We start from the raw sequence: 25,711 nt of genomic DNA on the forward strand, positions 1-25,711 counted from the left end.
TCCGCGTCATGCACGTGATCCTGGTGCCCGGCTTCTGGCTCGACGCGAGCGCCTGGGACGAGGTGGCCCCGGTGCTGCGAGCCGCGGGCCACTCGGTCGAGGCGGTCACCCGCGACGGCGACACGCTCGACCAGCAGGTGGCCGCCCTGGTCGAGAAGCTCGACGACGTCGCGACGCCGGAGGAGCCCGTGGTGCTGGCGGGACACTCCGGCGCGGGCCCGATCGCGTACATGGCGGCCGACCAGCGGCCCTCGCTCGTCGCGCACCTGCTCTACGTCGACACCTTCCCGGGGCCCGAGGGCGGCTGCGTCAACGACGAGCTGCCCGTGGTGGACGGTGTCGTGCCGCTGCCCCCGTGGGACGTGTGGGAACCGGCGACCGTGCGGGGGATGACACCGGCACTGCGGTCGGAGTTCGAGCACCGCGCGATCCCGGAGCCCGCTGCGGTGCCGTCCGACCGGTTCCACTACGCCGACGGCGCGCGGCACACGATCCCGGCGACGGTGATCACGTGCGAGATCCCGGCGGCGGACCTCGCGACGATGGTGGCCGACCACCAGGCCTGGGCAGCGGAGCTCGTGGCGACGGAGGAGCTCGCGATCCTCGGGCTCGAGACGGGGCACTGGCCGATGTTCACGGCGCCGCGGGAGCTCGGCGAGCTCATGGTGCAGGCGCTGGCGCCGAGGCCGGCCGAGGCGCCGTAGCGCGGGGCGCGCCTCCAGAGCGACCCACGCAGCTGCGGCAGTTTGCGACACGCCCGGTCGTCGCGTACGCTTGACCCTTGGTTCGCCGCGTCCGCGCGGCGAGCCCAGTTGTTCCAAGCCCTCCGACCGTCGCGTACGCCGCGGTCGCGCGGTGTCCACGGCCCCTTCGACAGGGATCGCGGGCCTGGGCGGTGCGCACAACCCCCTCGCTCCGTCGCTCGGTGACGCAGCGCGTGCGCGCCAGGCAAGTGACCTTGGGTGCGGCCGTCCGGTCGCACGGTACCTCAGGAGGAAACCATGGCAGCAGTGTGCCAGGTGACCGGAGCCACCCCCGGCTTCGGACACAACATCTCGCACTCGCACCGCCGGACGAAGCGTCGCTTCGACCCGAACGTGCAGAAGAAGACGTACTACGTGCCCTCGCTTCGTCGTAACGTCACGCTCACGCTCAGCGCGAAGGGCATCAAGGTGATCGACGCACGCGGCATCGAGTCCGTCGTCAAGGATCTCCTCGCCCGTGGGGAGAAGATCTGATGGCCAAGAAGGGTCAGGACGTTCGTCCGATCATCAAGCTCCGCTCCACGGCGGGCACCGGGTTCACCTACGTGACCAAGAAGAACCGTCGCAACAACCCGGACCGCCTCGTGCTCAAGAAGTACGACCCGGTGATCCGCAAGCACGTCGACTTCCGTGAGGAGCGCTAAGCATGGCGAAGAAGAGCAAGATCGCGAAGAACAACCAGCGCGCCGAGATCATCGCGCGCTACGCCGAGCGTCGTCTCGAGCTGAAGAAGGCCCTCGTGGACCCGAACGGCTCCGACGAGTCGCGTGAGGCCGCCCGCGTCGGCCTGCAGAAGCTCCCGCGCGACGCGTCGCCGGTCCGCTACCGCAACCGCGACGCCATCGACGGTCGCCCCCGTGGCCACCTCGGTGAGTTCGGCATCAGCCGTGTCCGCTTCCGCGACATGGCCCACCGTGGCGAGCTGCCGGGCATCACGAAGAGCTCCTGGTAAGCACCAGCTTCCGCGGACGCCCCGTCACCCCAGTGGTGGCGGGGCGTTCGCCGTTCCCGGGCCGTTTCGGGGGACATCCTCGTCACATCGGTCACTTCCGCCCCTCCAGTACCCCGACAACCCCGGAAATCCGGGCGAGTCGGCAGGTTTCGTCCCTGGTGGCTGGTACGTTCGACTCCGGTTCCGCAGGGTCTCGCGCCCACCGGCACCGTGGCACGGAGCACCCGCTCCGGGCGCCGGACGAGAAGTCGTCCGACCGATACTGCAAGAAGTCCGAGGAGGACATCCATGGCTGACAAGTCCCTGAACCGCACCGAGCTCGTCGCTGCCGTCGCCGCTGAGTCCGGCCAGAGCCAGGCCACCGTCAACGGCGTCGTCGACGCGCTCTTCTCCGTCGTCTCCGGCTCGGTCGCCGACGGCACCAAGGTCACGATCCCCGGTTGGATCGCCTTCGAGAAGACCCACCGTGCCGCCCGCACCGGCCGCAACCCGCAGACCGGCGAGGCCATCGAGATCGCCGCGAGCGACTCGGTCAAGGTCAGCGCCGGCTCGAAGCTCAAGGCTGCCGTCAAGTAAGACTGCTCCCGCGCCACGAAAGGGACGGCTTCGGCCGTCCCTTTCGTCGTTCCCGGCCCGCGATGGGTCCGTGGTCGGCCCTCCACATCCAGGAGGCGCGGATCGCCCTCCACAGGTCGCCCCGCTCGATTCCGTGGCCGGGTGGGGCAGCGCCTAGGCTTGACGGGTGAATCGGATCGCGCGCATCGCCGGCCCCGCCGTGCTGCTGCTCGTCGGGTTCGTGTCACTCCTCGTCGCCCTCGTCATCGGGGGCGGAGCGAACGCCGCGCTCATCGCCGACCCCGGCGCCGTCGTCCGGTTCGGCTTGCCGATCGCCCGACTGGTGGTCGACCTCTCCGCCGCGGCCGCGATCGGTGGTCTCGCACTCGCGACCGTCGGGCTGTCCCGCACCGCGCCCGAGTGGAACCGCGCGATCGACGTGGCCGCCGGTGCGGCGGGTGTCTGGACCGTGTCGTCGGCCGTGACGACGTTCTTCACCTTCCTCAGCGTCGCCGGCTCGAGGATCAGCATCGACGAGCAGTTCGGGCAGTCGATGGGGGTGTTCCTCACGGGGACGGACCTCGGCCTCGCGTGGCTCGTCACCGTCCTCGTCGCCGCGGCCGTCACGGTGCTGTGCTTCGCCGTGCGCTCCCGCGGGATGGTCGCCCTGACCGCCGGGGTCGCGATGATCGGGCTCGTCCCGCTCGCCCAGCAGGGGCACGCCGCGGGCACGGCGAGCCACGACGCGGCCGTCACCGCACTCGGGCTGCACCTCGTCGGCGCCGCGCTCTGGGTCGGCGGACTCGTGATGCTCGTGCTGTTGCGCCCGGTGATCGACGGCGACCGCCTGGCCGTCGTCGTCGGGCGGTACTCGAGCATCGCGCTCGGGTGCTTCGTGCTCGTCGCCGTGTCCGGTGTGGCCTCGGCGCAGATCCGGGTCGGGGCGCTCTCGAACCTCTTCACCGCGTACGGCGTCCTGGTGCTCGTGAAGATCGCGGCCATCGTCGCGATGGGTGTGCTCGGGGTCGTGCAGCGTCGACGGGCGATCCGTGCGCTCGGCACCGCCCCCGGGCGCCGTCGTCCGTTCTGGTTCCTCGTCGTGGCGGAGCTCGCCGTGATGGGCGTCGCCAGCGGGTTCGCCGCGGCACTCGGCCGCACCGCGACCCCCGTCGACCAGGTCGCGCTGAGCAAGACCACGAACCCGTCGCCGGCCGAGTTGCTGACCGACGACGCCCTGCCGCACGCTCCGGGTGCCTGGGGATGGCTGACGGCGTGGAACATCGACCTGTTCTGGCTGATGGCCGCTGTCCTGCTCGCAGCGACCTACACCGCCGGCATCGTCCGCCTGCGTCGCGCCGGTGTGCGCTGGCCCGTGCGCCGGACGGTCGCCGCCGGCATCGCGATCGTCTCGCTCGTCGTCGCGACCTCGGGCTCGCTGCACACCTACGACCGCTTCCTCGTGTCCGCCAACGTCGGGTCGCACGTGCTCCTCGGGCTCGTCGTGCCGGCGCTCGTCTGGGCGTCGGCACCCGTGCAGCTCATCCGTGCCGCCGTGCACCCCCGCGACGACGGCAGCACCGGTGTCCGCGAGTGGACGGGCCTCCTGGTCGACAACCAGGCGGTGCGGTACCTCGTGCAGCCGTTCCCGGCGTTCCTGTTCCTGGCGGCGGCGTGGTGGGCGTTCTTCGTGACCGACGCACTCCGGTGGTCGGTCAGCGACTCGACGGGCCGCACCGTGATCGACGTCGGGTTCCTGCTCGTCGGGCTCCTCGCCGTCCCCACCCTGCTCACGCCGATCGCGGTCGGCGCCCGGCGCGCTTCGATGCCCGCGGCGCTCGTCCGGATCGCCGGGGCGGTCGTCGTCGCGGCCGGTCTGGTGTCGCTCGGCATCGCGATGCGCGGGCCGCTCGGGCTCCTGCAGGCGTCGTGGTTCGGTGCGATGGGCCGGACGTGGGGACCGGATCCGCTCGTCGACCAGGCCCGCGCGGGCGCGCTGCTCGTGGTCGCCGGTGTCGCCGTCGTCGTGACCGTCGTCGTGGTGGTGCTGGTCCGGGTGCGCCGTGCCGTGGCGGAGCCCGCCGTCGACGGACCGCGCAGCGACGACCGGGTGGCGACCCGATGAGCGTCGAGCTCAGTGCCGAGCAGCGGGCCGTCTTCGAGTACATCGAGCACACCCGCGACCACGTGTTCATCACCGGGCGTGCGGGGACGGGCAAGTCGACGCTCCTGAACCACCTGTCGTGGAACACCGAGAAGCAGGTCGTGATCTGCGCGCCGACCGGTGTCGCGGCGCTGAACGTCGGTGGGCAGACGATCCACTCGCTCTTCCGCCTGCCGATCGGGCTCATCGCCGACGCCGAACTCCGGCAGGGGCCGGACACCCGCAAGCTCCTCAACACGATCGACACCCTCGTGATCGACGAGGTCTCGATGGTGAACGCCGACCTCCTCGACGCCATGGACCGCTCGCTGCGCAAGGCCCGCGGGCGTCAGTTCGAGGCGTTCGGCGGCGTGCAGGTGGTCATGTTCGGCGACCCGTACCAGCTGCCGCCGGTGCCGGGCGACGGGGACGAGCGCGCGTACTTCACCGACCACTACCGCTCGATGTGGTTCTTCGACGCCAAGGTCTGGCTCGAGGCGGAGCTCAACATCGTCGAGCTCGCGACCGTCCACCGGCAGCGCGACGACGCCTTCGCCGCGATGCTGACGGCCGTGCGGCACGGGCGCGTGACGGCCGACGTCGCCGGGCAGCTCAACGCGGTGGGCGCCCGACCCGCGCCGGACGACGCGATCACGCTGGCGACCCGGAACGACACCGTGGCGCGCATCAACAAGGCCGCGCTCGACCGGCTGCCCGGCAAGGTGCGGACCGCACGGGCCGACGTCAACGGCGACTTCGGCGGACGGAACTTCCCGGCGGACGAAGCCCTCGAGCTGAAGCCCGGCGCGCACGTGATGTTCCTGCGCAACGACCCCGACCAGCGCTGGGTGAACGGCACCCTCGGGGTCGTGCAGACGATCCGCGACACCGTGTGGGTGGACGTCGACGGGGAGTCGTTCGAGGTCCAGCCGTCGGTGTGGGAGAAGTTCAAGTACTCCTACGACGCCGACAAGAAGGAACTCAAGAAGGACACCGTCGGCGAGTTCCAGCAGTTCCCGCTCCGGCTCGCCTGGGCGGTGACGATCCACAAGTCGCAGGGCAGCACCTACGACCGGGCGGTGGTCGACCTCGGCAACCGGGTGTTCAGCGCCGGGCAGACGTACGTGGCGCTGTCACGGCTGACCTCGCTCGAGGGGCTGTACCTCACGCGTCCGCTGCGGCCGCAGGACATCATCGTTGACCTCGACGTCCGGCGGTTCATGTCCGAGGCGCCGCGGGTGGTGGCGACGGAGCTCGAGGCGGCTCCCGCTCCCGCCCCGGACGCCGACGACGGCGACTGACCCGCCCCCGCGCGACGGCCCAGGCGCGCGACGGCCCGGACGTGCGACGGCCCGGGCGCGCGGCGGCGCGGGCGCGCGGCGGCGCGGGCGCGCGGCGGCGCGGGCGCGCGGGCGGGCGGCGGGCCGGGCGTGCGACGGCCCGGACGCACGACGCCCCGCCGGCCACGAAGGGCGGGCGGGGCGTCGGGGATGCGCGGGATCAGGCGCGAGCGGTGTCCGCACGCAGCGCGCGGAGGTTCTCCTTGTCGGCGCCGAACGCCGTGAGGAGCAGGATGACACCGACGATCGCGTGGAAGACGTTGTCGGTCGTGTTGAGCGCGAACACGTTCGCCGAGGTGTTCACGAACACGAAGCCGTAGACCGCGAGCACGACGAGGACGGCGCCCACGAGGACGTTCGCGTTCCGCGACCCGATCGTGTTGCCGAGCCCGACGATGAGCAGCACGGCCGCGAGCAGGACCCACAGCAGTGCCAGCGGCGGGTTGACGCCGAACGCGTTCCAGAGCATGCCGCCCTTGCGGCTGAAGAAGCCGGGGTCGCCGTCGGCGGCGAAGAAGAACCCGAGGATGCCCCAGATGAGGAGCAGCGCGCCCACGGTGAGCGCGAGACCGCGGTTCGGGGAAGCGGTGATGCTCGGTTCCTTGATGGCCACTTCGGTTTCCTCCTCGTACGCAGCCGACGCCGTGTACGTCGGTCCGGCGATGCGCGCCGGTGCGTTCGCCCGCGCGCGGCCGGTCGGTGCGTTGCCGGATCCGAAGGTCGCTGTCCCGCGGTTCCCAGGCTCCGACCGGCGTCCCAACGGTATCGTGTCGGACCCCGACCGTCCGAATCGCACGCGCGTGAACAGGCGTGCGACGACACCGACGACCAGCACCCCGAGGAGGACCAGCCCGGTGACCCGAACGCCCGAACGCAGCGCACCCGAGTCGCGTGGACCGAGCGTCTCACGGCGGTTGCGGTGGGGACTGTTGTCGGCTCTGGGGTTCGTGATCGTGCCTCTCGTCTACGCGGTGGCGGTGCTGACGCCGGTGGGGCAGCGGGTCGAGGACGCCGCACTCGGCGGGGTCCGGGAATCCGACCTGTTCTCGTCGGACACTGCCCTGAACGTCATCTCGGTACCGGTGATCCTGTTGCTCGTGGTCGTGATCGCCGCCGTCGCGCTCGCTCGGCGCCGGCTCGCAGTGGGGCTCGGAGCCGGTGTCGTCGTGCTCGCTTCGGCGGCCACCTCGACGCTCGTCAAGCGTATCGCCGAGCGCCCGGAGATCGCCCAGTCGACCACGCCGAACTCGTTCCCGTCCGGTCACGCCACGATCGCCCTCGCCGCCCTGTTCGCCGTGCTCATGGTCACGCCGCGTCGGTTCCGCCCGCTCGTCGTGATCGTCGGCGCCGCCTACGCGGTCTTCGTCGCGAACCAGACCGTGGTCTACGGCTGGCACCGGGTCAGCGACATCATCGGCGCGTGCGCGATCGCACTCTTCTGGGTCGGGGCCGTCCGGGCGTTCGGACCACGGGTCGACCGTGGCGCGCGCGGCGACCGCGACGGACACCGTGGTCCGCGTCGGTTGGTGAACCTGGGTCCTCCTCGTCGCCACCGGGGTGACGTTCCTGGTCGGTGTCGCGGCGCTCGTGTACGGCATCTCGGGCGGGGCACACGACCACGGTGCGATCCTCGTCGCGGGCCGGATGGCGTCGAGCGCGAGCGTGCTGGCCGTCGTGACGATCGTGTGGATCGCCGACGGCATGCACCACGCGGCGCGGACGGACTCCGAGGCGATCCCCGGCCGGTAGCCATCGCATCCGTAAGGGTTACAGGCCTGTAACGCCTCCGGACCGGACGGCCGTTGTCCGACTAGCGTCGTCCACACGCCGGCCTCGGGAGCCGCCGTGGACGGGGAACACATGCGGGTGGAGCACACCCCGACGCGGGCACGTCGGGTCCGTGGCACCGTGGCCGCTGCCCTCGGGGCGCTCCTCGTCGCCACCGGGGTGCTCGTCCCCGCGACCTCCGCATCCGCCATGGTCCAGGTCCCGAACGGGCCGGCCGACGAAGGAACACCCGGTGGTACCGCCACGGCGATCGTGCAGAACCAGTCCGCCGGCACCGGGACCTGGACGATCACCGCGCCGCCCAACACGACGATCACGGCTGCGCAGTCGGTCCCCGCACCCGGGCTCGGACAGTTCACCTGCGTGCCCACGAACGGCGGGACGCAGGCGGCGTGCGGCGCCAGCACGTGGGGCACCGGCAACCAGGTCGCCATCACGATGACGATCGATCCGGCTTCGCCGCTCGGGACCGTCGCCGGTTCGTCCGAGATCAGCCCGTTCGAGGCAGCCGCGCCCTACTCGATCACGGTCGTCGCGCCCCCGGCCCCCGCTGCCCCCACCATCACCGCCCCGCCCGCGGGCGACGAGTCGATCGCGACGCAGCCGACGATCACCGGCACGAAGGTGGCCGGTGCGGCGGACACGACGGGAACGACCCTCGCGGCCACGATCGACGGCGAGCCGCTGTGCACGGTCGACCCGGCGACGACCCCGGACTGGTCGTGCACGCCGACCGAGCCGCTCGCGGTCGGAGAGCACACCATCAGCGCGACGCAGACGGACCGCTTCGGGCAGGTCTCCCCGGCGGTGACGAGCACGTTCACCGTCCTGGCGCCGGCCGGCCTCAGCGTGACCCAGGCCGGTGCGACGCAGCTCTACGCGGGCTTCCCGGCGATCCGGACGGTCACACTGGCCAACACCGGCGAGGGCGAGGCGAGAGGCGTCCTCCTCACCGCCGACACCGGCGGCCTGCAGGTCCCCGTGTGCGAGCTCGACGACGCCACGATCGACTGCGCCGGCCTCGCCGCCGGGGTCGACCTCGGCACGATCGCTCCCGGCGACCGGCACGTCCTCCGGCTGACGGTCGCCGCCCGGTCCGGGACCGTCCCCGCGTCGGCGTTCACCATCACAGCCCGGGCGTCCTCCATCACCGCGGCCGTCTCGCCCGTCGAGTCCGGCAGCACCGTCCGCACGATCGCTCCCGGAGCGCCGGTGATCACCGCCCCGGGCAACCGCACGTCGACGACGGACCGCACACCCGAGGTCCGTGGCCGCGGCGTGATCCCGAACGCGGTGGTGACCGTCCGGCAGGGCGAGACCGTGGTCTGCACGGCCACCGCGACGCGGGCCACCTCCTTCGCCTGCACGCCGGAGCGCGCATTCGCCCTCGGCGCGGTCGCCCTGACGGCGAGCCAGACGTACGGTGGCGTCGAGTCCGCGCGCGCGTCGACCGCCTTCACCGTGACGGTCGCGACACCGGCCGCTCCAGGAGGCGCGGGTGGTCTCCCCGGCACCGGCGGCGGTTCCACGGGCGGGCCTGGCGGCGCCGGTGGCGGGACCGCGCCGACCGCGCCGAGCACACCCGGCAGTCCGAGCACAGGAGCCGGGAGCGGTTCCGGCGCCGGCCAGGGGGTCGGGTCGGGAGACGTGGGCGGCAGCACCGGCCCGTCGTCGCCGCCCTCGAGCACACCGCCCGCGCCGGGGGAGAACGCCGGCGCCGGCAACGGCAACGGCAGCGGGGGCGGCAGCGGCACCGGCGGTACGGACGACGGTCCGCTCGCGATGGACCTCCGCTTCGGCACGCAGCGCATCGTGCCCGGCACCGCAGCCGACATGCGGGGCACGCTGGGCCCGAACGCCTCCGGGGCGACCGTCGCGATCACGTTCGAGGCCCGGATCACCACCGGCATGGTCTACCGGAACGTGAACGTCGAGGTCGACGACTCCCCGCTCGACTGCACCGTCGCCACGAGCTCGTTCTCGTGCATGATCCCGCTCGACCCCGGGCAGCAGGCGGACGTCGACGTCCGGGTGTACGCCGACCCGGTGAACGCGCCGGACACCGCCGTCCAGCAGATCTCGCTCGCGTCGAACCGGGCGTCGCAGTCCAACGCGATGACGGTGACCACGGCCGTCGCGAAGGGCGAGACCGAGGCGTCGCAGCTGGCCGACCAGATCACGACCTTCAACGCGACGGAGTTCCCCGGCGCGATGGTGCCGCTCCTCGCGATGCTGCTCTTCGCGCTCGCCGCGACCGTCGTCGGCCGGCGGGCCACGAGCGGCCCCGCCGCAGCGGCGACCGCCTCGCCGACCGGGTCCGGTCCGTCGGACGGGAACCGCGCCTCCAGTCCGACCGCCGCACCGAGCGGTCCGAGCGCCGCACCGAGCGGTCCGACCGGCCCCGCAACCGACCCGAGCCGACCCGCCACCGACCCACCGTCCGGGAGCAACCGATGACCCACACGACCGACGCCCCGACCGACGCACCCGGCGCTCCCGGCGCTCCGACCGCGAAGCGCACCCGCAGGAACCCCGCGCCGGTCATCCTGCTCGTGGCGGTGGCCCTCCTGGCCGTCTACTACGTCGTTATCGGCCTCTCCGGAGCGCTCAAGACGACGACCGCCGTCCCGGTGAGCGGGTCGAACAGCCAGTCCGGCGACTACATGACCCTGCGGATGAGCGTGCAGGACGTCGACCTCTCGAACCGGGTGATGCAGGCGAACGTCCTGCCGATCCCGCACGGCTCGTTCGAGGGCGAGAAGGCCGGCGAGATCTCGCAGCCGCTCCGCATCGAGGTCTCGAGCGGCGGGGTGACGACGAGCGTCGTGACGTTCCCGGGTCAGTCGGTGGTGGACGCGACCTCGTTGACGTTGACGCTCGACCGCGGCGACACCTCGTATCCCTTCGACCAGCCGTTCGCGAACTTCCAGCTGAGCGTGCAGGACGACGACTCCGGGGACGCCGTGCCCTTCGAGGTCGACATGTCGAACTCCGCCCGGCCGTGGGTGATGAACGCCGAACGGAGCGCCGCCGAGGTGCAGAGCGACCGCACCCTCGTCCCGATGCAGATCGACGGGCACCGGGACACCCTGAGCGTCGTGATCGTGTCGTTCTACATCATGGCGATCCTGTTCACGACGCTGATGGCCGTCGTGACGATCGGCAGCGCGATCCTCCGGCGGAAGCTCGAGTTCGCGAACGTGATCTGGCTGAGCGCCACGCTGCTGTCGTTCCCGGCGCTCCGGTCGGCGATGCCCGGCGCCCCGCCGATCGGGACCACGCTCGACTTCGTCTTCCTCTTCCCCTGCCTGGCGCTGGTGGCGATCATGTTCGTGTGGACCGGCGCGTACATGCTGTGGCGGGAGTCGAAGGTGCTGCGGAACCGCGTGCTGGACGACGACGCCGCGTAGTCGCCGCTGGCGGGAATGCCTCGGCCTGCGCTACGTTGTACCGAGCAAGTCGATGCAAACGCATCGAAATCGCAGGCGGAGGGACTCCGCGGAAGGCGGCGCATCATGCAGTTCGGCATCTTCACGGTCAGTGACGTCACGACCGACCCGGTCACCGGCCGGACCCCCGACGACACCCAGCGGGTCCGCGACATCCTGACGATCGCCGAGCACGCCGACCAGGCCGGACTCGACGTCTTCGCCACCGGTGAGCACCACAACCCGCCGTTCGTCGCCTCGAGCCCGACGACGATGCTCGGCTACCTCGCCGGACGCACGAAGCACATCACGCTCTCGACGTCGACGACCCTCATCACCACGAACGACCCGGTGCGCATCGCCGAGGAGTACGCGATGCTCCAGGTCATCTCCGACGGCCGCATGGACCTCATGATGGGCCGCGGCAACACCGGGCCGGTCTACCCGTGGTTCGGGCAGGACATCCGCCAGGGCGTCAACCTCGCGATCGAGAACTACGCGCTCGTCCGCCAGCTCTGGGAGAACGACGTCGTCAACTGGCAGGGCAAGTTCCGCACGCCGCTGCAGGGCTTCACCTCGACCCCGCGTCCGCTCGACGGCGTCGCGCCCTTCGTGTGGCACGGGTCGATCCGCACGCCGGAGATCGCGGAGCAGGCCGCCTACTACGGTGACGGATTCCTCCACAACAACATCTTCTGGCCGATCCAGCACACCGAGCAGATGGTGGGCCTGTACCGCCAGCGCTTCGAGCACTACGGGCACGGCCGCGCCGACCAGGCGATCGTGGGGCTCGGTGGCCAGTTCTTCGCGCGGAAGAACTCGCAGGACGCCATCGACGAGTTCCGCCCGTACTTCGACAACGCCCCGGTCTACGGGCACGGCCCCTCGATGGAGGACTTCACCGAGCAGACCCCGCTCACGGTCGGTTCGCCGCAGCAGGTGATCGACCGGTACGCCGCCATGAAGGACCACGTCGGGCACTACCAGCGCCAGCTGTTCCTCGTCGACCACGCCGGGCTGCCGCTCAAGACGGTGCTCGAGCAGATCGACATCCTGGCCGAGGACATCGTCCCCGAGCTGCGGAAGATCAACGAGGAGGGTCGCCCGGAAGGTGTCCCCTCGAACCCGCCGTCGCACGCCGACCGCGTGGCCGCGGCGATGGCCGCCGGCACCCTGGGCAGCGACCACGTCGCCGCCGAGGACGAGTGGACGGGTGCGTCCGTCTGATCGCGTGACCGCTTGACGGACTAGAGGCGCGGTGCCAGCTGGCACCGCGCCTCCAGTCCGTCTCGGGTCGCCACCCACCTCGCCGTCGCGAGTCTCGGGCTACCGGACAGAACTCGCGCGTTCCTCGCGCGGAAGTGTCCGCGGGGCCGAGCCTCGCGGGTTGGTAGCGGCGTGGGCCGGGCGGGCCGGGACGAGCTTCAGGCCGACCACGCACCCGACGATCCCGGCGATGAGCAGCAGGCGGAGTGCGGTCACGGGCTCCGCGCCGGTGGCCATGCCCCAGAGGACCGTGAGGGCCGCTCCGGTCCCCGTCCACACCGCGTAGGCGGTGCTGATCGGGATGTGCTTGAGCACGTACCCGAAGGCCCCGAGGCTCACCACGATGGTGATCGCGAAGACGATCGTCGGACGGGGCTCGGTGAAGCCGTCGCTCGCACCGAGGGCGGTGGCCCACACGGTCTCGAGCGCGGCGCTGACGAACAGGACGATCCACGGCACCTCAGCTCACCACCTTCAGGCCGACGACGCAGGCGACGAGCCCGAGCACGAGGGCGACCCGGGCGACGGACGCGGCCTCCTGCCTGCGGAGGATCGCGACGATCACGGTGAGCGATGCGCCGATGCCGACCCAGACCGCGTAGGCGGTGCCGACCGGGATCTCCTTCATGGCGAACGCCAGGCCCACCATGCTGAGTGCCATGCCGACGACGAACACGATCGTCGGCACGACCTTCTTGAAGCCGTTCGATGCGCTCAGTGCAGTGGCCCACACTGCCTCGAGCACGCCCGACAGGACGAGGACTGTCCACGCCACGACGGTCTCCCTTCGATCTCGATCCGCAAGTCGCACGACTGTGCGACAGCGAACTCCACGGTAGCACGAACTCGTACGACTGTGCGAGTATTGGCCCGTGGCCAGGAGCATCGACATCGAGGAACGACGTCGCTCCGTGTCCGAGGCGGCGTGGCGGGTCCTCGCCCGTGACGGCCTCGGCGCGTTGAGCGTGCGGAACGTCGCGGCCGAGGCCGGGCTGCCGCCGAGCACCGTCCGCTACGTCTTCCCGACGCAGTCGAGCCTGCGCGAGCACACCATCACGCTCGTGTTCGACCGCACCCGGGAACGGATCGCCGCGATCCCCGACGGGCTGCCGACCCGCGAGCGCGCGCACCAGCTCCTGCTCGAGCTGCTGCCCCTCGACGACGAGCGGGTCATCGAGCTCGAGGTGTACCTGGCGCTCGCGAACGCGGCCCTCACGGACGCCGAACTGCGGCCGGCGCTCGACCTGGTCGTGGTCGAGATGCGGGAGTGGAGCGAGGAGGTGCTCGAGCTCGTGGGCGTCCCGGCGGCCGACCGCGAGTACGAGGCCCGCCGGCTGCACGCGCTGATCGACGGGCTCGCGATGCACCTCGTGCGGCTCGCCCCGGGGGAGTCCGGCGACTGGGCGATCGACGTGCTCGACCGGCACCTCGACGGGCTCGCGCGGCGCTCACCGTAGGAGCGCGCGAGCGGCCTATCCTTGCCCGGTGACGACGACCACGCCGCCGCAGCAGCGCCCCACCGCCGCGTCCCGCTCCCGGAGCCTCACCGGCCCCGGGCTGGTGCTGCTCGCCGTCGCCGTGCTCCTCGGGATCCGCCTGCTCTCGCCGGCCGTCGGCACCGCCGGTCTGCCCGACGTCGTGCAGGACTTCCTCACGCTCGCGATCAGCGTCGTCGTCGAGTCCCTGCCGTTCGTGGTGCTCGGCATCCTGCTGTCCATCGTCGTCGAGGTGTGGGTCCCCGTCGGCGCGCTCGAGAAGGTCCTGCCGCAGCGGCCGATCCCGCGGCGGGCCGTGATCTCCCTGATCGGCATGCTCTTCCCGGTGTGCGAGTGCGGGAACGTGCCCCTCGCCCGCGGCCTCATGATGCGCGGCTTCACGCCCGCCGAGGCCGTCACCTTCCTCGTCGCCGCCCCGATCCTCAACCCGCTCGTGATCATCAGCACCGCCCAGGCGTTCGGGTGGTCCGGCTGGATCCTGCCCGTGCGCATCGTCGGCGGCTTCGTCATCGCGAACCTCGTCGGCTGGATCGTCGCCGCGCACCGTCGTCCGACCGAGCTGCTGCTGCCCGCGTTCGAGGCCCGCTGCCGAGCGGCTGTCGGCGCCCCTCGGTCCCGGAACCGCTGGCGGGACAGCGCTGCGCAGTTCGGCGGCGAGACCGCGACGATGATGCCCGCGCTGTTCGTCGGCGCCGGGCTCGCCGCAGCGATCCAGGTCGCCGTGCCCCGGTCCACGCTCGTGTCGATCGGCGCGAACCCGGTGCTCTCCGTCGCGGCGATGATGCTCCTCGCGATGACGGTCTCCCTGTGCTCGAACGTCGACGCCTTCTTCGCGCTGTCCTTCGCGTCGACGTTCCTCCCCGGGTCGATCACCGCGTTCCTCATCATCGGGCCGATCATCGACGTGAAGATGATCGCCCTGCTCCGGACGACGTTCCGTGCGCGCTTCCTGGTGCTGCTCGCCGTCGTCTGCGTCCTGTTCGCCGCGACCGTCGGGTTGGTGATGAATGTCCTCGTCTGAGTCCCGCCTGTCGTCGTCCCTCGGCCTCGGGTCCGTGCTCGCGGTGGCGCTGTGCACGCTGTGGCTCGCCCTCGCCGGACACCTCGACCTGTACATCAACCCGCGCTACTCGGTCTTCACGGTCGTGCTCGCGGCCGTCGCGGTGCCCGCGTCGATCGCCGGCCTGGTGGTGACCGCGCGCGGACACGGGCACGATCACGACGAGGGGCACGACCACCGCCCAGGAGGCGCGGCTCGGCGCACACGGATCGTCCTCAGCGGCGTGGCCGCCCTCGTCACCGTCGGGGTCACCGCCGCCATGCTGGTCCTGCCCCCGACGACGCTGTCCGCACGCACGGCACAGCAGCGGAGCGTCGACTCGGCGACCCTGTCGAACGCCACCGGGTCCCAGGCCGCGGTGTCCCTGCTCGGCAGCACCTCGGTCGACACCTCCGAGTACGGCGTCAAGGACTGGGCCGCCCTCATCCGGCAGACGACCGACACCACGTCGCTCGTCGGCAAGCGGGTCGACCTGACGGGCTTCGTCGTCCCGGGCGCGGACGGTTCCTTCACCCTCACCCGGTTCGTGATCAGCTGCTGCGCGGTGGACGCCCAACCCGTCGGGATCGGGGTCGACACCGACGGGACGGTCCCGGCCCAGGGTGCATGGGTCCGGGTCCGCGGAGCGCTCGCCGCCAACCCGGACCAGTCCGCCGACGCCCGCATCGTCATCCGCGCCGCCACGGTGCGGGGCGTCGAGCAGCCCGAGGACCCGTATGAGTACTGAGCTGCGAGAACGCCCCCGGAACCGCTTCCGCCGTCGACTCGTCGCGACCGTGCTGGTGTTCGTCGTCGTCGGCACCGCGGCCGCGGTCGTCGGGTCGCAGCAGGGCCCACGGCTGCGCGACGTGTCGTACGACGCCTCCGGCCTGGTGTCCCGACCGGCACAGCGCGTGATCCTCACCGCGAACCAGGCGATCGAGCGCGTGTCGGCGCAGGACGTCCGGGTCAGTCCGGCAGCGGCGCACACCGTGACGTCGAGCGGCAACACCATCGCGGTCGAGTTCACCGGACCCCTGGCCTACGACCGCTCGTACGAGATCTCGGTCGCGGGCGTCCGGGCGCCGGGGCAGCGCGCGACCGCCGACCTCCGCACCTCGATCCGCACGGGCACCACGGACGTGCTCGCGCTGGTCCCGGGTGGCGCCGGCGGGAAGGACCGCATCGTCCGCCGGTCCCTCGACGCCGGGGGAGCGACCACCGTGTACGAGGGCGCCGGCATCTCGGAGTACGTCCGCCTCGGCCGGTCGCTCGTCGTGGTGAGCGGCACGGACGCCGGGTCGTCGGTCGACATCGTGCCGCTCGCCGGCGGGGTGCAGGACGAGGACCTCCCGGTCGAGCACCTGACGCTCCCGACCGCCGAGGGACGTGTCACGGCCCTGCACGCCGCCGACGACGGCGCCTCGTTCGGCTTCGAGTACGCCGACACGTCCACCGGTCAGTCGCGCAACGTCGGGCTCTACGTCGTCGACATGACCGGCACCCACCTGCCGACCGCGATCGACGCGAGCGGGAAGCCGAGCACGGGGGCGGTCCCGATGAGCGTCGGGCAGTGGGCCTACGTGCCCCGCACGGAGAGCGCCCTCGTCCGCACCGGCAGCGACGACCTCGTGCTCGTCGACATGAGCGGGCGGACCGACCCCGTCCGGCTGGGGAGCGCCACGTACCTGCACGGCTTCGTCGGCACCGGCACCACGGCGGTGGTCGAGACCGGCACGGGGATCGTCCGCCTCGACCTGACGGACGGGAAGCGCACCGCGCTGCGGGCGCCGGCCGGCAGCACCGACGCGGCGTACCTCGGCCGGATCGCCCCGCTCACCGACGACGGCTACCTGCGCGTGGTGGGCGACGTGCGTGCCGACGGGACACTCGCGCAACGCATCGTGCGCGTGGAGGGGAGCCGCGCCTCCAGGCTGCCCGTCTCCGTCCCCGACGACGCGAGCGTCACGGCCGTCTGCCCGTCCCCGAACGGGCAGTTCGTCGCCGTGGCGACGAAGTCGGCCGGCGGTGTGCTCGTGAGCATCGTCGACGCGGCGTCCGGCGCGCTCGAGGCGAGCGTCGTCGCCGGGTCCGTGGACTGGTGCACGGCGCTGCCGTCCGGCGACGAGGTCGGTTAGCGGCGGAGCGTCTGCTTCGGGTACTCCCCGAACCGACGCAGGTACTCGCCCGAGAAGCGGCCCATGTGCGTGAAACCCCACCGGGCGGCGACATCCGCGACGGAGACCTGACCGACGTGGGAGGCCACGAGGTCCTCGTGGGCGCGACGGAGGCGGACCTCTCGCAGGTACTGCATCGGCGACCGGTCCAGGGTGCGTTGGAACGCCTCCTGCAGCCCGCGGACGCTGAGGTCGGAAGCCCGTGCGAGGTCCGACACCGTCAACGGCTCGTGCGCGTGGGCGTGCAGGTACTCGACGGCCGCCCGGATGCGTGCGTTGCGGTGCTGTCCCCATCCCGCCGGGACCGCCTCGGCGCGGAACCGGTACAGGTCGAGGAGCGCCGACGCGACCCCGCGCTGCGCCTCGTGCCAGGCGAGCGACTCGTTCCCCGACGTGCGCAGTGCCTGCACGGACTGCGCGACCGCTCGGCGCCACTCGGCGATCGCCGCGGGCGTCGGCGGCGTCGTCCGGTCGAAGTCGACCGTGCGGTCGACGAGGTACCGCTCCGACGCGACGTCGAGCACGAGGTCACGGTCGAGGTGCACGAGCCGCTGGTCCCAGTCGCGGTAGTCCATGTCGAAGCGTCGCTCGATCGGGAACAGTGTCGGGACACCGTGCTGCAGGCGGATCTCGTCGCGGCCGACGTCGATGGACGCGGAGCCGCTGTCGATCCACTGGACGACGACCTCGCCCTCGACGGCGACGTCCCCGCGGAGCGATCCGTGCATCTGTGACCGTCGGATGCTCATCCGCTCGTCGCCGATCCCGACGTAGCGGTACCAGTAGTCGCCGTCGGTGCGGCCGGAGTGCCAAGCACGGCCGGCGTACATGCCGGCGAGGTCGGCGACAGCGGTGTCGGTGTCCGTCCCGGCGACGGACACGAGGGATGCGGGGCCCTCCTCCGCCGTGCTGCTCATGCATCGAGTCTGGCGTGAACGGCTGTGCCCGGCCCGCCAGCTGCGCCAGCCGGACGACCGGCTCGCGTTGTGGGGACAGACCGCTGCACGCACGGGAGGCGCGGTGCCAGCTGGCACCGCGCCTCCCGTCGCGTTGGTGGTCGCGTACTAGGCGAGCGTCGCCGCGTCGATCACGAAGCGGTAGCGGACGTCCGAGGACAGGACGCGCTCGTAGGCCTCGTTGATCTGGTCGGCGCTGATGAGCTCGGTCTCCGGCAGGATCCCGTGCTCGGCGCAGAAGTCGAGCATCTCCTGGGTCTCGCGGATGCCGCCGATCGCGGACCCGGCCCAGCTCAGCCGGCGGGGGATCAGGGCGAACGCCGGGACCTCGAGCGGCTCGGACGGTGCGCCGACGTTGACGAGGGTGCCGTCGACCTTGAGGAGGCCGAGGTAGGCGCCCATCGGGATCTTCGCGGAGACCGTGTTGATGATCAGCTCGAAGGAGCTCGCGAGCTTCTCGAACGTCTCCGGGTCCTTCGTCGCGTAGTGGGCCTTCGCGCCGAAGCGGAGCGAGTCCTCCTGCTTGGAGGTGGTCTGCGACAGGACGGTGACCTCGGCGCCGAGTGCGACGGCGATCTTCACGGCCATGTGGCCGAGCCCGCCCATGCCGATCACGGCGACCTTCGAGCCGGGGCCGACGCCCCAGTGGTGCAGCGGCGAGTAGGTGGTGATGCCGGCGCACAGCAGCGGTGCGACCTTCTCGATGTCGAGCGACTCGGGGACGCGGAGGACGAAGTCCTCGTTCACGACGACGGCCTGCGAGTAGCCGCCCTGGGTGATGCTGCCGTCGGCGGGGTCGACGCCGGCGTAGGTCTGGATGTTGCCCTTGAGGCAGTACTGCTCCTCGCCCTTGACGCAGTTCTCGCACTCGCCGCAGGAGTTCACCATGCAGCCGACACCGACGCGGTCGCCGACCTGGTGCTTGGTGACGTTCTCCCCGACGGAGGTGACGTGGCCGACGATCTCGTGGCCGACGACCTGCGGGTACTGGATCTCGCCCCACTCGCCGCGGACGGTGTGGATGTCCGAGTGGCAGATGCCGGCGTAGGCGATGTCGATCTCGACGTCGTTCGGGCCGACGTCGCGACGGGTGATGGTGGTCTTGACGAGCGGCTCGGTGGCCGACGGTGCGGCGTACGCGTTGACGGTGCGCATGGTCTCCTCGTGGGTGGTGCGTCCGGGCCGGTTCCGACCCTCCACCAGTGTGGTGGAGCGCGCCATCGGGTGGGAGGTCCCGTTGGGGCACCCCTGCACGGAATGCGGGCGTGTCGCGCGCGGGCGCCGGGCTCGCCGGGCTGGCCGTGCGTCAGGCCAGGCGGGCGAGCCGCTGGCCGGCGATCCGGGCGAAGCGCAGTGGGTCGGCGAGGGCGTCGTCCGGCTCGCCCGTCGTCTGCGTGGCCAGCACGGTGAGCGAGGCGGCAGCGTCGAAGTCGTCGAGCGCGGCGTCGATCGCCCCGGCCACGAGCATCGCCCGGGCACCCGGTGCGTGCGTCGACGCGAGGGTCCGCACCACGCTCGGCACCTTGCCGGCCGCGGACTGCCCGTCGTACCGGCCCTCGCCGGTGATCACGACGTCGGCGCCGTCGAGGAGCGCCGGGAGCCCGAGGACCTCGGCGACGGCGGCCGCTCCGCCCGCCAGCGTCGCACCCCAGGCGAGCAGTCCGAACCCGACACCGCCGGCCGCTCCGGCGCCGGGGGTCGTCGGGTCGACGTCGGGGAAGCAGCGCGCCCAGTCGGCCAGCCGGGCGTCGAAAGCGGCGATCCGTTCCGGGGCGATGCCCTTCTGCGGGCCGAACACCGCGGCGGCGCCGGTCGGTCCGAGCAGGGGCGAGGTCACGTCGGTCAGCACGATGCCGCCGTGCTCCGGCAGCCGGCGCATCCACGTGGTGTCCACGCCGGTGACGTCGTCGAGCAGCTCGGCGCCCTGACGCGGTCGCGGCGGGTGTTCGGGGACCGCGGGATCGATATGGATGAGTGCTCCCAGCCCGATCAGGGCGTCGGCACCGCCGTCGGTCGAGGCGCTGCCGCCGATGCCGAGCACGAGCCCGGTCGCGCCGTCGTCGAGGGCGGCGGCGATCGCCTCGCCGAAGCCCCGGCTCGTCGCGGTGTCGGGCAGGACCTCGGGCAGCAGGGGGAGCCCGCTCGTGGCGGCGAGCTCCACCACGGCGCGGCCGTCCGGCAGCTGCAGCCAGTGCGTGTCGACGGGGGTGCCGGCGGGACCGGTGACGGTGATCGGCACCCGGACGGTCAGCGGGATCGCCGTCTCGAAGGCCTCGAGCGTGCCCTCGCCGCCGTCCGCCATCGGTGCCAGGACGACCTCGTCGCCCGGACGCTCGGCGAGCCAGCCGTCGCGCACGGCCGCTGCGATCTCGGCCGCCGTCGCGGTCCCCTTGAACGAGTCCGGAGCCACCACGATGCGCACGGCACCACCGTAGCGGACGGCCCGCGCGCCTCGCGGGGTCAGGGGGTGGTCAGCGAGGTGAGGAAGAGCGCCTCGGCCAGGGCCATGTGCTCGATCTCGGACGGGTCGACGCTCTCGTCCGGGCCGTGCACGTTCGCCGCCGGCTCGGACACCCCGGCCAGGATCACCTCGACGTCCGGGATCGCCCGCTCGAGCGTCGCGCACAGCGGGATCGAGCCGCCGCCGCCGAGCGACCCGACCGGGGCCCCGTCGTACGCTTCCGAGAGCGCCGCGCGGAACGTCGCCGACGACGGACCGCCCTCGGCACGGAACCCGGCGCCCACCCCGGTGACCCGAGCCGTCACCTCGACGCCGGCCGGTGCACGCCGCAGCAGGTGCGCGACGAGCATCTCGCCGGCCGCCGCGGGGTCGACACCCGGCGGCACGCGGAGGTTCAGCGCGGCACCGGCGGTCGCCTGAACGGACGGCGAGGACCCCGCGACCGCCGGGGAGTCGATGCCCACGACCGTGAGGGCCGGGCGTGCCCAGACCTGGGACGCCGGGTCCGCCGAGCCGATCGGCACCGCGCCGTCGAGCAGCCCGGCGTCGGCGGCGAACCGGTCGGCGTCGTACGGCAGGCCGTCCCAGGTCTGCGAGGCGTCGAGGCCGTCGACCGTGGTGTCCCCGACCTCGTCCCGGAGCGTGGCGAGGAGCGCGACCAGCACCGCGATCGCGTCCGGCGCCGCCCCGCCGAACATCCCGGAGTGCACGGTGCCCCGCAGCGCGCGGACCCGGAGCTCGACGAACGCGGTACCCCGGAGCGTCGTCACGAGCGCCGGCACCCCGACCGCGGCGTTCCCGGCGTCCATCACGACGGCGGTGTCCACGTGCCGGAAGTCGGCGGCGTGCGACGACACGTACTGCTCGAGGCCGTCGGTGCCCTGCTCCTCCGAACCCTCGACGACCACGACGAGCCCGACCGGGAACGCCCCGTGCACGTCGAGCAGCGCCCGGAGTGCCACGAGGTGCGTGACGATCCCGCCCTTGCAGTCGGCCGCGCCGCGACCGTAGAGCCGCCCGTCCCGCGGTGTCAGGGTCCACGGATCGCTCGTCCAGGCCGCGAGGTCGCCCGCGGGCTGCACGTCGTGGTGCGCGTAGAGCAGCACCGTCGGTGCCCCGGCCGGCGCGGGGTGGGTCGCGATGACCGCCTGCGAGCCGTCCGCGGTGGTGGCGAGTCGCGCCTCCAGGCCGAGGTCGCCGAACGCGACCCGCACCGCCTCCGCGACCCGGTGGCAGTCGTCGAGCGACTGCACGGCGGGGTCGTGGACCGACGGGATCGCGACGAGCGCGGCGAGGTCGTCGAGCCCGGCGGGCATGCGGGCGCGGACGGCGGCGCGCAGCGGGGAGCTGCTCACGAGCGCCCGATCTCCCAGATCCGGAACTCGCCGGACGCGTCGACCGACTTCGACAGCCCGGTCAGCGACTCCTGCCCGATGACGTTCTCCTGCCCGGCGAGCAGCGGGATGAGCGGCACCGAATCGGCGGTGTCCTGCTGGATCTGCTCGATCTGCTGCTTCCGCTTCGCCGCGTCCGGCTCGACGGCCTGCGACGCGACGAGGCCGTTCACCGTGGCGTCGTCGAAGTGGTTCGCGAGCAGGTTCACGTCGGTCGCGCCGTACGCCGGGGTCAGGTATGACGAGGCGTCCGGGTAGTCCTGGAAGAAGCCGAGCTGGAACACGGGGTACTCGCCCTTGCCCACGTTCCCGACGTAGGTGTCCCAGCTGGCCGACTGCAGGTCGACCGTGAACAGGCCGGTGTCCTCGAGCTGCTGCTGGATGAGCGCGTACTCGTCGTCGGAGCCCGAGCCGTAGTGGTCGGTCGTGTACTCGATCGGCAGCCGCACCGGAGTGGTCACACCGGCATCACGCAGGATCGACTTCGCGTCGGCGCCGTCGTACGCGTCCTCGAACGCCTCGGTCGCGCCCTGGAACCCGTTCGGCACGATCGAGTACGCCGGGGTGTAGGTGCCCTGGTAGACGTCCTTCGCGATCGCCTCGCGGTCGATCGTCGCCGCGACGGCCTGCCGGATCGCCTGCTTCTGCGCGGCGTCCTTCCCGGGCATCGTCTGCAGGTTGAACGCCAGGAACCGGACCTCGCCGGAGTCGCCGTGCACGGTCTGCAGCGAGTCGTCCGAGGACAGCGACGTCACCTCGGTCGGGGTGAGCTGGCGGTAGGCGACGTCGGCGTCGCCCTTCTGCACGGCGAGCTTGAGGTCCGCGGACTTCGTGTACTGCTTGATCGTGACGCTCTTCGTGGCCGGCGCGTCGCCGTCGTACCGAGTGTTCGCGGTGAGGGCGATCGTCGCCCCGCCGTCCGCGGCGTCCTGCAGCGCGTAGGGCCCGGAGCCCACGACCCCGTCGTTCGCGTGCACCTTCGTCGCGGAGAACACCTTCGAGTCCACGATCGCCCCCGCCATGCTCGCGAGCACGTACGGGAACGTCTGGTCGTCCGCCTGCTTCAGGGTGAACGTCACGGTGCTGCCCGCCGCCGACACGGACGCCATGTTGGCCAGCAGCGAGCCCGGGCCGTTCGTCGACCCGAGGGACACCTGGCGCTCGAACGAGAACACCACGTCCTTGGCGGTCAGGTCGTCGCCGTTCGAGAACGTGAGGCCGTCCCGGATCTCGCACACGTAGTGCGTGCCGTCGGTGAAGTCGCAGGACTTCGCGACCTCGGGGCTGGTCGTGGTCTTCCCGGCGGGGTAGGTGAGCAGGTGCTGGTAGAGCTGCGTCTGCACCGTGTAGCTCCCGCGGTCCCAGGCGCCGGCCGGGTCGAGGGACGTCACGACGTCGGTGGTGCCGACGACGAGCCCATCGACGGCGTCCGTGCCGGACGAGCCGGTGGACGCGCAACCGGTGAGCACGGCGGCGGCGGTGGCGGTGAGCGCGATGGCGCTGAGGAGTCGGGTCGTCATGGTCCTGAGGGAGTGGGGTGGTGCTTCGAGAGGGAGAAGCGGGCCGGGGGTGGTGGCCCGTCGGTCGCGAGGTCGGCGATCATGTCGCCGAGCAACGGAGCGAACTTGAAGCCGTGGCCGGAGAACCCGGTCGCGACCGTGACCGGACCTCGACGGTCGATCACGAAGTCCTCGTCGGGGGAGTTGTCGTACAGGCAGCTGATGAACGTCGGCTTCGTCGCGTCGACACCCGGCACGTACCGGGCGACGTACGCCTGCAGGCGCTCGGCCTCGGCGGGCACAGGGGTGAAGTCGCGGTGGTCGGGGTCGACCACGGGGCCGGTGCCGTGGAACCCGACCTTGACGCCCTCGCCCGGGGTCAGCAGGCCATACACGTCGTCGCCGTCGGCCCAGTGCACGAAGCTCGGCCAGGCCTCGTCCGGCAGGTGGCTGGGGAAGTGGGCGGGCTGCTCCTGCGTCACACGGAGGGCCGGGAGGCGCGCCCCGCGTTCCGCGAGCAGGTCGCCCACCAGCGTGGGTGCCCACGACCCCACGGCCGCGATCACCGAGGACGTGCGGTGGGTGGACCCGTCGGACAGCGCCACGGTCACCTCGTCGCCGTGGTCCTCGAGCCCGGTGACCCGGGTGTCGAAGCGGAGGTCGGCAAGCCCCGTGCGGTCGGCCAGCGTGAGGAACACCTCGATCGCGCGGTCGGACCGGATCCGCCCCGCGGTCGCGTGCGTCAGGACGTGCCCCTCGAACGCGATGCCCGGCCAGCGCTCGGCGGCGGCGTCCGGGCTGAGGGTCTCGTGGGGGATGCCGGCGTCCGCGAGCGCCGTGGCGATGGCGTCGACGACCGCGGGCCGCCCGTGGTCGACGGCGCCCGTCCGGACGATCAGCTCCTCGCCCGCCGCGGCCTCGAGCGCCTCCCACAGCGCGAGCGCCCGGGTGGTCAGTGCGACGTACTCGGCATCGGCGTAGCCCTGCCGGAAGATCCGGGTGGCGCCGTGCGACGACCCCCGGTGGTGCCCCCGCTCGTGCTGCTCGACGAGCACGACGCGCTCGCCGCGGAGCGTGAGGGCGTACGCCGTGGCGGCGCCGACGACCCCGCCGCCGATCACGACGTGCGTCGTCGTCCGGTCGCTCATGCCGTCGCTCCGGCTCGTCGGGCATCGGCCTCGCGTCGGGCCGGCATCATCGCCACGACGTCGGCCTCGCTCGGCGCACGGGCCGGGAAGCGTGCGGGGTCGTACCGGCTCGCGTCGCCGAGGGTGGTCGTCCCGGTGACGCTCAGCTCGGCGGCGATCCGGCCGAGACCGGGGCCGTGGGTGACGCCGGACTCGTTGTCCCCGCCGGCCACCACGAGCCCGGCGAGTTCGGGGACCGGGCCAACGATGAAGTTCCGGTCGGCGGTCATCGACACCACGCCCTGCGTCGGGGTCTCGTCCGCTCCGAGCACGCTCGCCGCCGCGGGCAGGAGCCGCGCGACGATCGGGTGCACGGAGGTCCGCATGGCGTCGAGCAGGTCCGTCCGGACCGGGCGGCGCGCGGGATCGGTGCCCCGGTCCGCGCCACCGACGTGCAGCGCCTCGTACCCGCTCCCGGCGCCGTAGGTCAGGCCGCCGCGGTGCTCCCGGATCCAGAGTCCCTCGAGCTCGGGGAGCATCAGGGTCGGCAGCGTGCCCGGCAGGCCGAACGGCTTCGTGACGAGGCGACTCGCGACCACGCGCACCGTCGGGAGCTCGCGACCGAGGGGCGCGAGCAGGGCGTTCGTCCAGCTGCCGGCGGCGAGGACGACCCGCGCGGCGTCGATGACCTCGCCACCCGCGGTCCGGACGCCCGTGACGGAGCCGTCCCGCGCCTCCAGGCCCGCGACCGCGGTGTGCTCGCGGATCTCGACGCCCTTCGCACGCAGCGCACAGACCAGCGCGGCGGCCGTGTCGGGCGCGCTGATCTGGATGCCGTCCGGGTGCAGGAAGCCGGCAGTCACGGCGGACGGGTCGAGTCCGGGGACGAGGTCGGCCGCCTCGGCCGGGGTGAGCGTCCGCGCACCGGCCGGGCGCAGCGGGTGGTCCTCGAACGGCGGGATGTGGTCCGCGCGGCCCTGTTCGGTGACCGTCAGCCAGACGTTCCCGTTGCGGCGGTAGCCCGTCGGACCGTGACCGGACTCGGCCAGCCGCCGGTAGAAGTCGATGCCGTACTGCTCGACGTCGCGTTCGGACTCGTTCCAGTACCAGGCGTACCCGGCCGCCCACTGGCCCACGAACCCGGCGCCGGCGGTCGTCGTGCCACCGGCGGCGGGGCCGCTGTCGACGAGGACGACGCGCTGCCCGAGGTCGGCGAGGTGCCACGCGGTGCTCAGACCGATGATGCCGGCGCCGACGACGACCGTGGGGGAGTCGGGGGAGGACATGACCAGATCGTAGTTGCCCGGCGTCCCCGACAGGTGTCGTGCA

General features: G+C 72.3%; 25 protein-coding genes. 15 read left to right on the forward strand and 10 right to left on the reverse strand.

Features of this window, described 5'->3' with window-relative positions:
* Positions 1 to 8 precede the first annotated feature (8 nt).
* The 7 genes from QE359_RS05810 (at position 9) to QE359_RS05840 (ending at position 5,712) form a co-directional block, all read left to right on the forward strand.
* Positions 9 to 704: an alpha/beta hydrolase gene (locus QE359_RS05810; protein ID WP_309778188.1), complete on the forward strand. Its 696-nt coding sequence runs from the start codon at positions 9 to 11 to the stop codon at positions 702 to 704.
* 297 nt (positions 705 to 1,001) lie between these two features.
* Positions 1,002 to 1,238 carry a 50S ribosomal protein L28 gene (gene rpmB, locus QE359_RS05815; RefSeq protein WP_022903747.1) on the forward strand — a complete coding sequence of 79 codons (237 nt, stop codon included), beginning with the start codon at positions 1,002 to 1,004 and terminating at the stop codon, positions 1,236 to 1,238.
* Positions 1,238 to 1,408 carry a 50S ribosomal protein L33 gene (rpmG, locus tag QE359_RS05820; RefSeq protein ID WP_022908193.1) on the forward strand — a complete coding sequence of 57 codons (171 nt, stop codon included), beginning with the start codon at positions 1,238 to 1,240 and terminating at the stop codon, positions 1,406 to 1,408. The genes rpmB and rpmG overlap by 1 nt, the downstream gene beginning before the upstream one ends.
* A gap of 2 nt (positions 1,409 to 1,410) precedes the next feature.
* Positions 1,411 to 1,716, forward strand: coding sequence for a 30S ribosomal protein S14 (gene rpsN / locus QE359_RS05825; protein ID WP_070417144.1), 306 nt, complete (start codon positions 1,411 to 1,413; stop codon positions 1,714 to 1,716).
* 288 nt (positions 1,717 to 2,004) lie between these two features.
* Positions 2,005 to 2,292, forward strand: coding sequence for an HU family DNA-binding protein (locus QE359_RS05830; RefSeq protein ID WP_022908191.1), 288 nt, complete (start codon positions 2,005 to 2,007; stop codon positions 2,290 to 2,292).
* 166 nt (positions 2,293 to 2,458) lie between these two features.
* A complete protein-coding gene (locus QE359_RS05835) occupies positions 2,459 to 4,393 on the forward strand; it encodes a cytochrome c oxidase assembly protein (protein ID WP_309778193.1) in 1,935 nt (644 codons plus the stop codon).
* Positions 4,390 to 5,712: an AAA family ATPase gene (locus tag QE359_RS05840; protein WP_309778194.1), complete on the forward strand. Its 1,323-nt coding sequence runs from the start codon at positions 4,390 to 4,392 to the stop codon at positions 5,710 to 5,712. The genes QE359_RS05835 and QE359_RS05840 overlap by 4 nt, the downstream gene beginning before the upstream one ends.
* A gap of 199 nt (positions 5,713 to 5,911) precedes the next feature.
* Here QE359_RS05840 and QE359_RS05845 read toward each other — a convergent pair whose 3' ends face one another.
* Positions 5,912 to 6,364, reverse strand: coding sequence for a DUF4383 domain-containing protein (locus QE359_RS05845; protein WP_175473751.1), 453 nt, complete (start codon positions 6,362 to 6,364; stop codon positions 5,912 to 5,914).
* 334 nt (positions 6,365 to 6,698) lie between these two features.
* On the opposite strand from QE359_RS05845, the gene QE359_RS05850 reads away from it, so the two are divergent.
* The 4 genes from QE359_RS05850 (at position 6,699) to QE359_RS05865 (ending at position 12,194) form a co-directional block, all read left to right on the forward strand.
* Complete coding sequence (locus QE359_RS05850; protein ID WP_309778195.1) at positions 6,699 to 7,532, forward strand: phosphatase PAP2 family protein; 834 nt, start codon at positions 6,699 to 6,701, stop codon at positions 7,530 to 7,532.
* 64 nt (positions 7,533 to 7,596) lie between these two features.
* The gene (locus tag QE359_RS05855; RefSeq protein WP_309778196.1) at positions 7,597 to 9,996 is read left to right on the forward strand and encodes a hypothetical protein; all 2,400 of its coding nucleotides are present in this window, start codon (positions 7,597 to 7,599) and stop codon (positions 9,994 to 9,996) included.
* Entirely contained in the window at positions 9,993 to 10,949 is a 957-nt protein-coding gene (locus QE359_RS05860) for a DUF4436 family protein (protein WP_309778197.1), read from the forward strand. The genes QE359_RS05855 and QE359_RS05860 overlap by 4 nt, the downstream gene beginning before the upstream one ends.
* 105 nt (positions 10,950 to 11,054) lie before the next feature.
* Complete coding sequence (locus tag QE359_RS05865; protein ID WP_070417138.1) at positions 11,055 to 12,194, forward strand: LLM class flavin-dependent oxidoreductase; 1,140 nt, start codon at positions 11,055 to 11,057, stop codon at positions 12,192 to 12,194.
* Positions 12,195 to 12,293: 99 nt separating this feature from the next.
* Here QE359_RS05865 and QE359_RS05870 read toward each other — a convergent pair whose 3' ends face one another.
* Together QE359_RS05870 and QE359_RS05875 are read right to left on the reverse strand one after the other, a co-directional pair.
* Positions 12,294 to 12,692 carry a multidrug efflux SMR transporter gene (locus tag QE359_RS05870; protein WP_309778198.1) on the reverse strand — a complete coding sequence of 133 codons (399 nt, stop codon included), beginning with the start codon at positions 12,690 to 12,692 and terminating at the stop codon, positions 12,294 to 12,296.
* A 1-nt stretch (position 12,693) separates the two neighbouring features.
* Positions 12,694 to 13,008: a multidrug efflux SMR transporter gene (locus QE359_RS05875; RefSeq protein ID WP_071303405.1), complete on the reverse strand. Its 315-nt coding sequence runs from the start codon at positions 13,006 to 13,008 to the stop codon at positions 12,694 to 12,696.
* A gap of 97 nt (positions 13,009 to 13,105) precedes the next feature.
* On the opposite strand from QE359_RS05875, the gene QE359_RS05880 reads away from it, so the two are divergent.
* From QE359_RS05880 to QE359_RS05895, 4 genes are read left to right on the forward strand one after another with little or no spacing between them, the layout of a single operon-like run.
* On the forward strand, positions 13,106 to 13,690 hold the full coding sequence (locus QE359_RS05880) for a TetR family transcriptional regulator C-terminal domain-containing protein (RefSeq protein ID WP_309778199.1): 585 nt from the start codon (positions 13,106 to 13,108) through the stop codon (positions 13,688 to 13,690).
* Positions 13,691 to 13,718: 28 nt separating this feature from the next.
* Positions 13,719 to 14,750 carry a permease gene (locus QE359_RS05885; protein ID WP_071303407.1) on the forward strand — a complete coding sequence of 344 codons (1,032 nt, stop codon included), beginning with the start codon at positions 13,719 to 13,721 and terminating at the stop codon, positions 14,748 to 14,750.
* Positions 14,737 to 15,516, forward strand: coding sequence for a TIGR03943 family putative permease subunit (locus QE359_RS05890; RefSeq protein WP_309778200.1), 780 nt, complete (start codon positions 14,737 to 14,739; stop codon positions 15,514 to 15,516). The genes QE359_RS05885 and QE359_RS05890 overlap by 14 nt, the downstream gene beginning before the upstream one ends.
* Positions 15,506 to 16,906, forward strand: coding sequence for a hypothetical protein (locus QE359_RS05895; RefSeq protein ID WP_309778202.1), 1,401 nt, complete (start codon positions 15,506 to 15,508; stop codon positions 16,904 to 16,906). The genes QE359_RS05890 and QE359_RS05895 overlap by 11 nt, the downstream gene beginning before the upstream one ends.
* Here QE359_RS05895 and QE359_RS05900 read toward each other — a convergent pair.
* From QE359_RS05900 to QE359_RS05930, 7 genes are all read right to left on the reverse strand, one after another.
* Entirely contained in the window at positions 16,903 to 17,862 is a 960-nt protein-coding gene (locus tag QE359_RS05900) for a helix-turn-helix transcriptional regulator (RefSeq protein WP_309778204.1), read from the reverse strand. The genes QE359_RS05895 and QE359_RS05900 overlap by 4 nt on opposite strands.
* 147 nt (positions 17,863 to 18,009) lie before the next feature.
* The gene (locus tag QE359_RS05905; protein WP_229085913.1) at positions 18,010 to 19,056 is read right to left on the reverse strand and encodes an NAD(P)-dependent alcohol dehydrogenase; all 1,047 of its coding nucleotides are present in this window, start codon (positions 19,054 to 19,056) and stop codon (positions 18,010 to 18,012) included.
* A gap of 151 nt (positions 19,057 to 19,207) precedes the next feature.
* Entirely contained in the window at positions 19,208 to 20,323 is a 1,116-nt protein-coding gene (locus tag QE359_RS05910) for a glycerate kinase (RefSeq protein ID WP_309778206.1), read from the reverse strand.
* A 38-nt stretch (positions 20,324 to 20,361) separates the two neighbouring features.
* The gene (locus QE359_RS05915) at positions 20,362 to 21,717 is read right to left on the reverse strand and encodes a M20/M25/M40 family metallo-hydrolase (RefSeq protein WP_309778207.1); all 1,356 of its coding nucleotides are present in this window, start codon (positions 21,715 to 21,717) and stop codon (positions 20,362 to 20,364) included.
* Positions 21,714 to 23,276: an ABC transporter substrate-binding protein gene (locus QE359_RS05920; protein ID WP_309778209.1), complete on the reverse strand. Its 1,563-nt coding sequence runs from the start codon at positions 23,274 to 23,276 to the stop codon at positions 21,714 to 21,716. Before QE359_RS05920 ends, QE359_RS05915 begins: the two co-directional genes overlap by 4 nt.
* Positions 23,273 to 24,403: an FAD-dependent oxidoreductase gene (locus tag QE359_RS05925; RefSeq protein WP_309778211.1), complete on the reverse strand. Its 1,131-nt coding sequence runs from the start codon at positions 24,401 to 24,403 to the stop codon at positions 23,273 to 23,275. Before QE359_RS05925 ends, QE359_RS05920 begins: the two co-directional genes overlap by 4 nt.
* Positions 24,400 to 25,668: an FAD-binding oxidoreductase gene (locus QE359_RS05930; RefSeq protein ID WP_309778212.1), complete on the reverse strand. Its 1,269-nt coding sequence runs from the start codon at positions 25,666 to 25,668 to the stop codon at positions 24,400 to 24,402. The genes QE359_RS05925 and QE359_RS05930 overlap by 4 nt, the downstream gene beginning before the upstream one ends.
* Positions 25,669 to 25,711: the final 43 nt, after the last annotated feature.

Source organism: Curtobacterium sp. SORGH_AS_0776, assembly GCF_031453355.1.
Lineage (GTDB): Bacteria > Actinomycetota > Actinomycetes > Actinomycetales > Microbacteriaceae > Curtobacterium.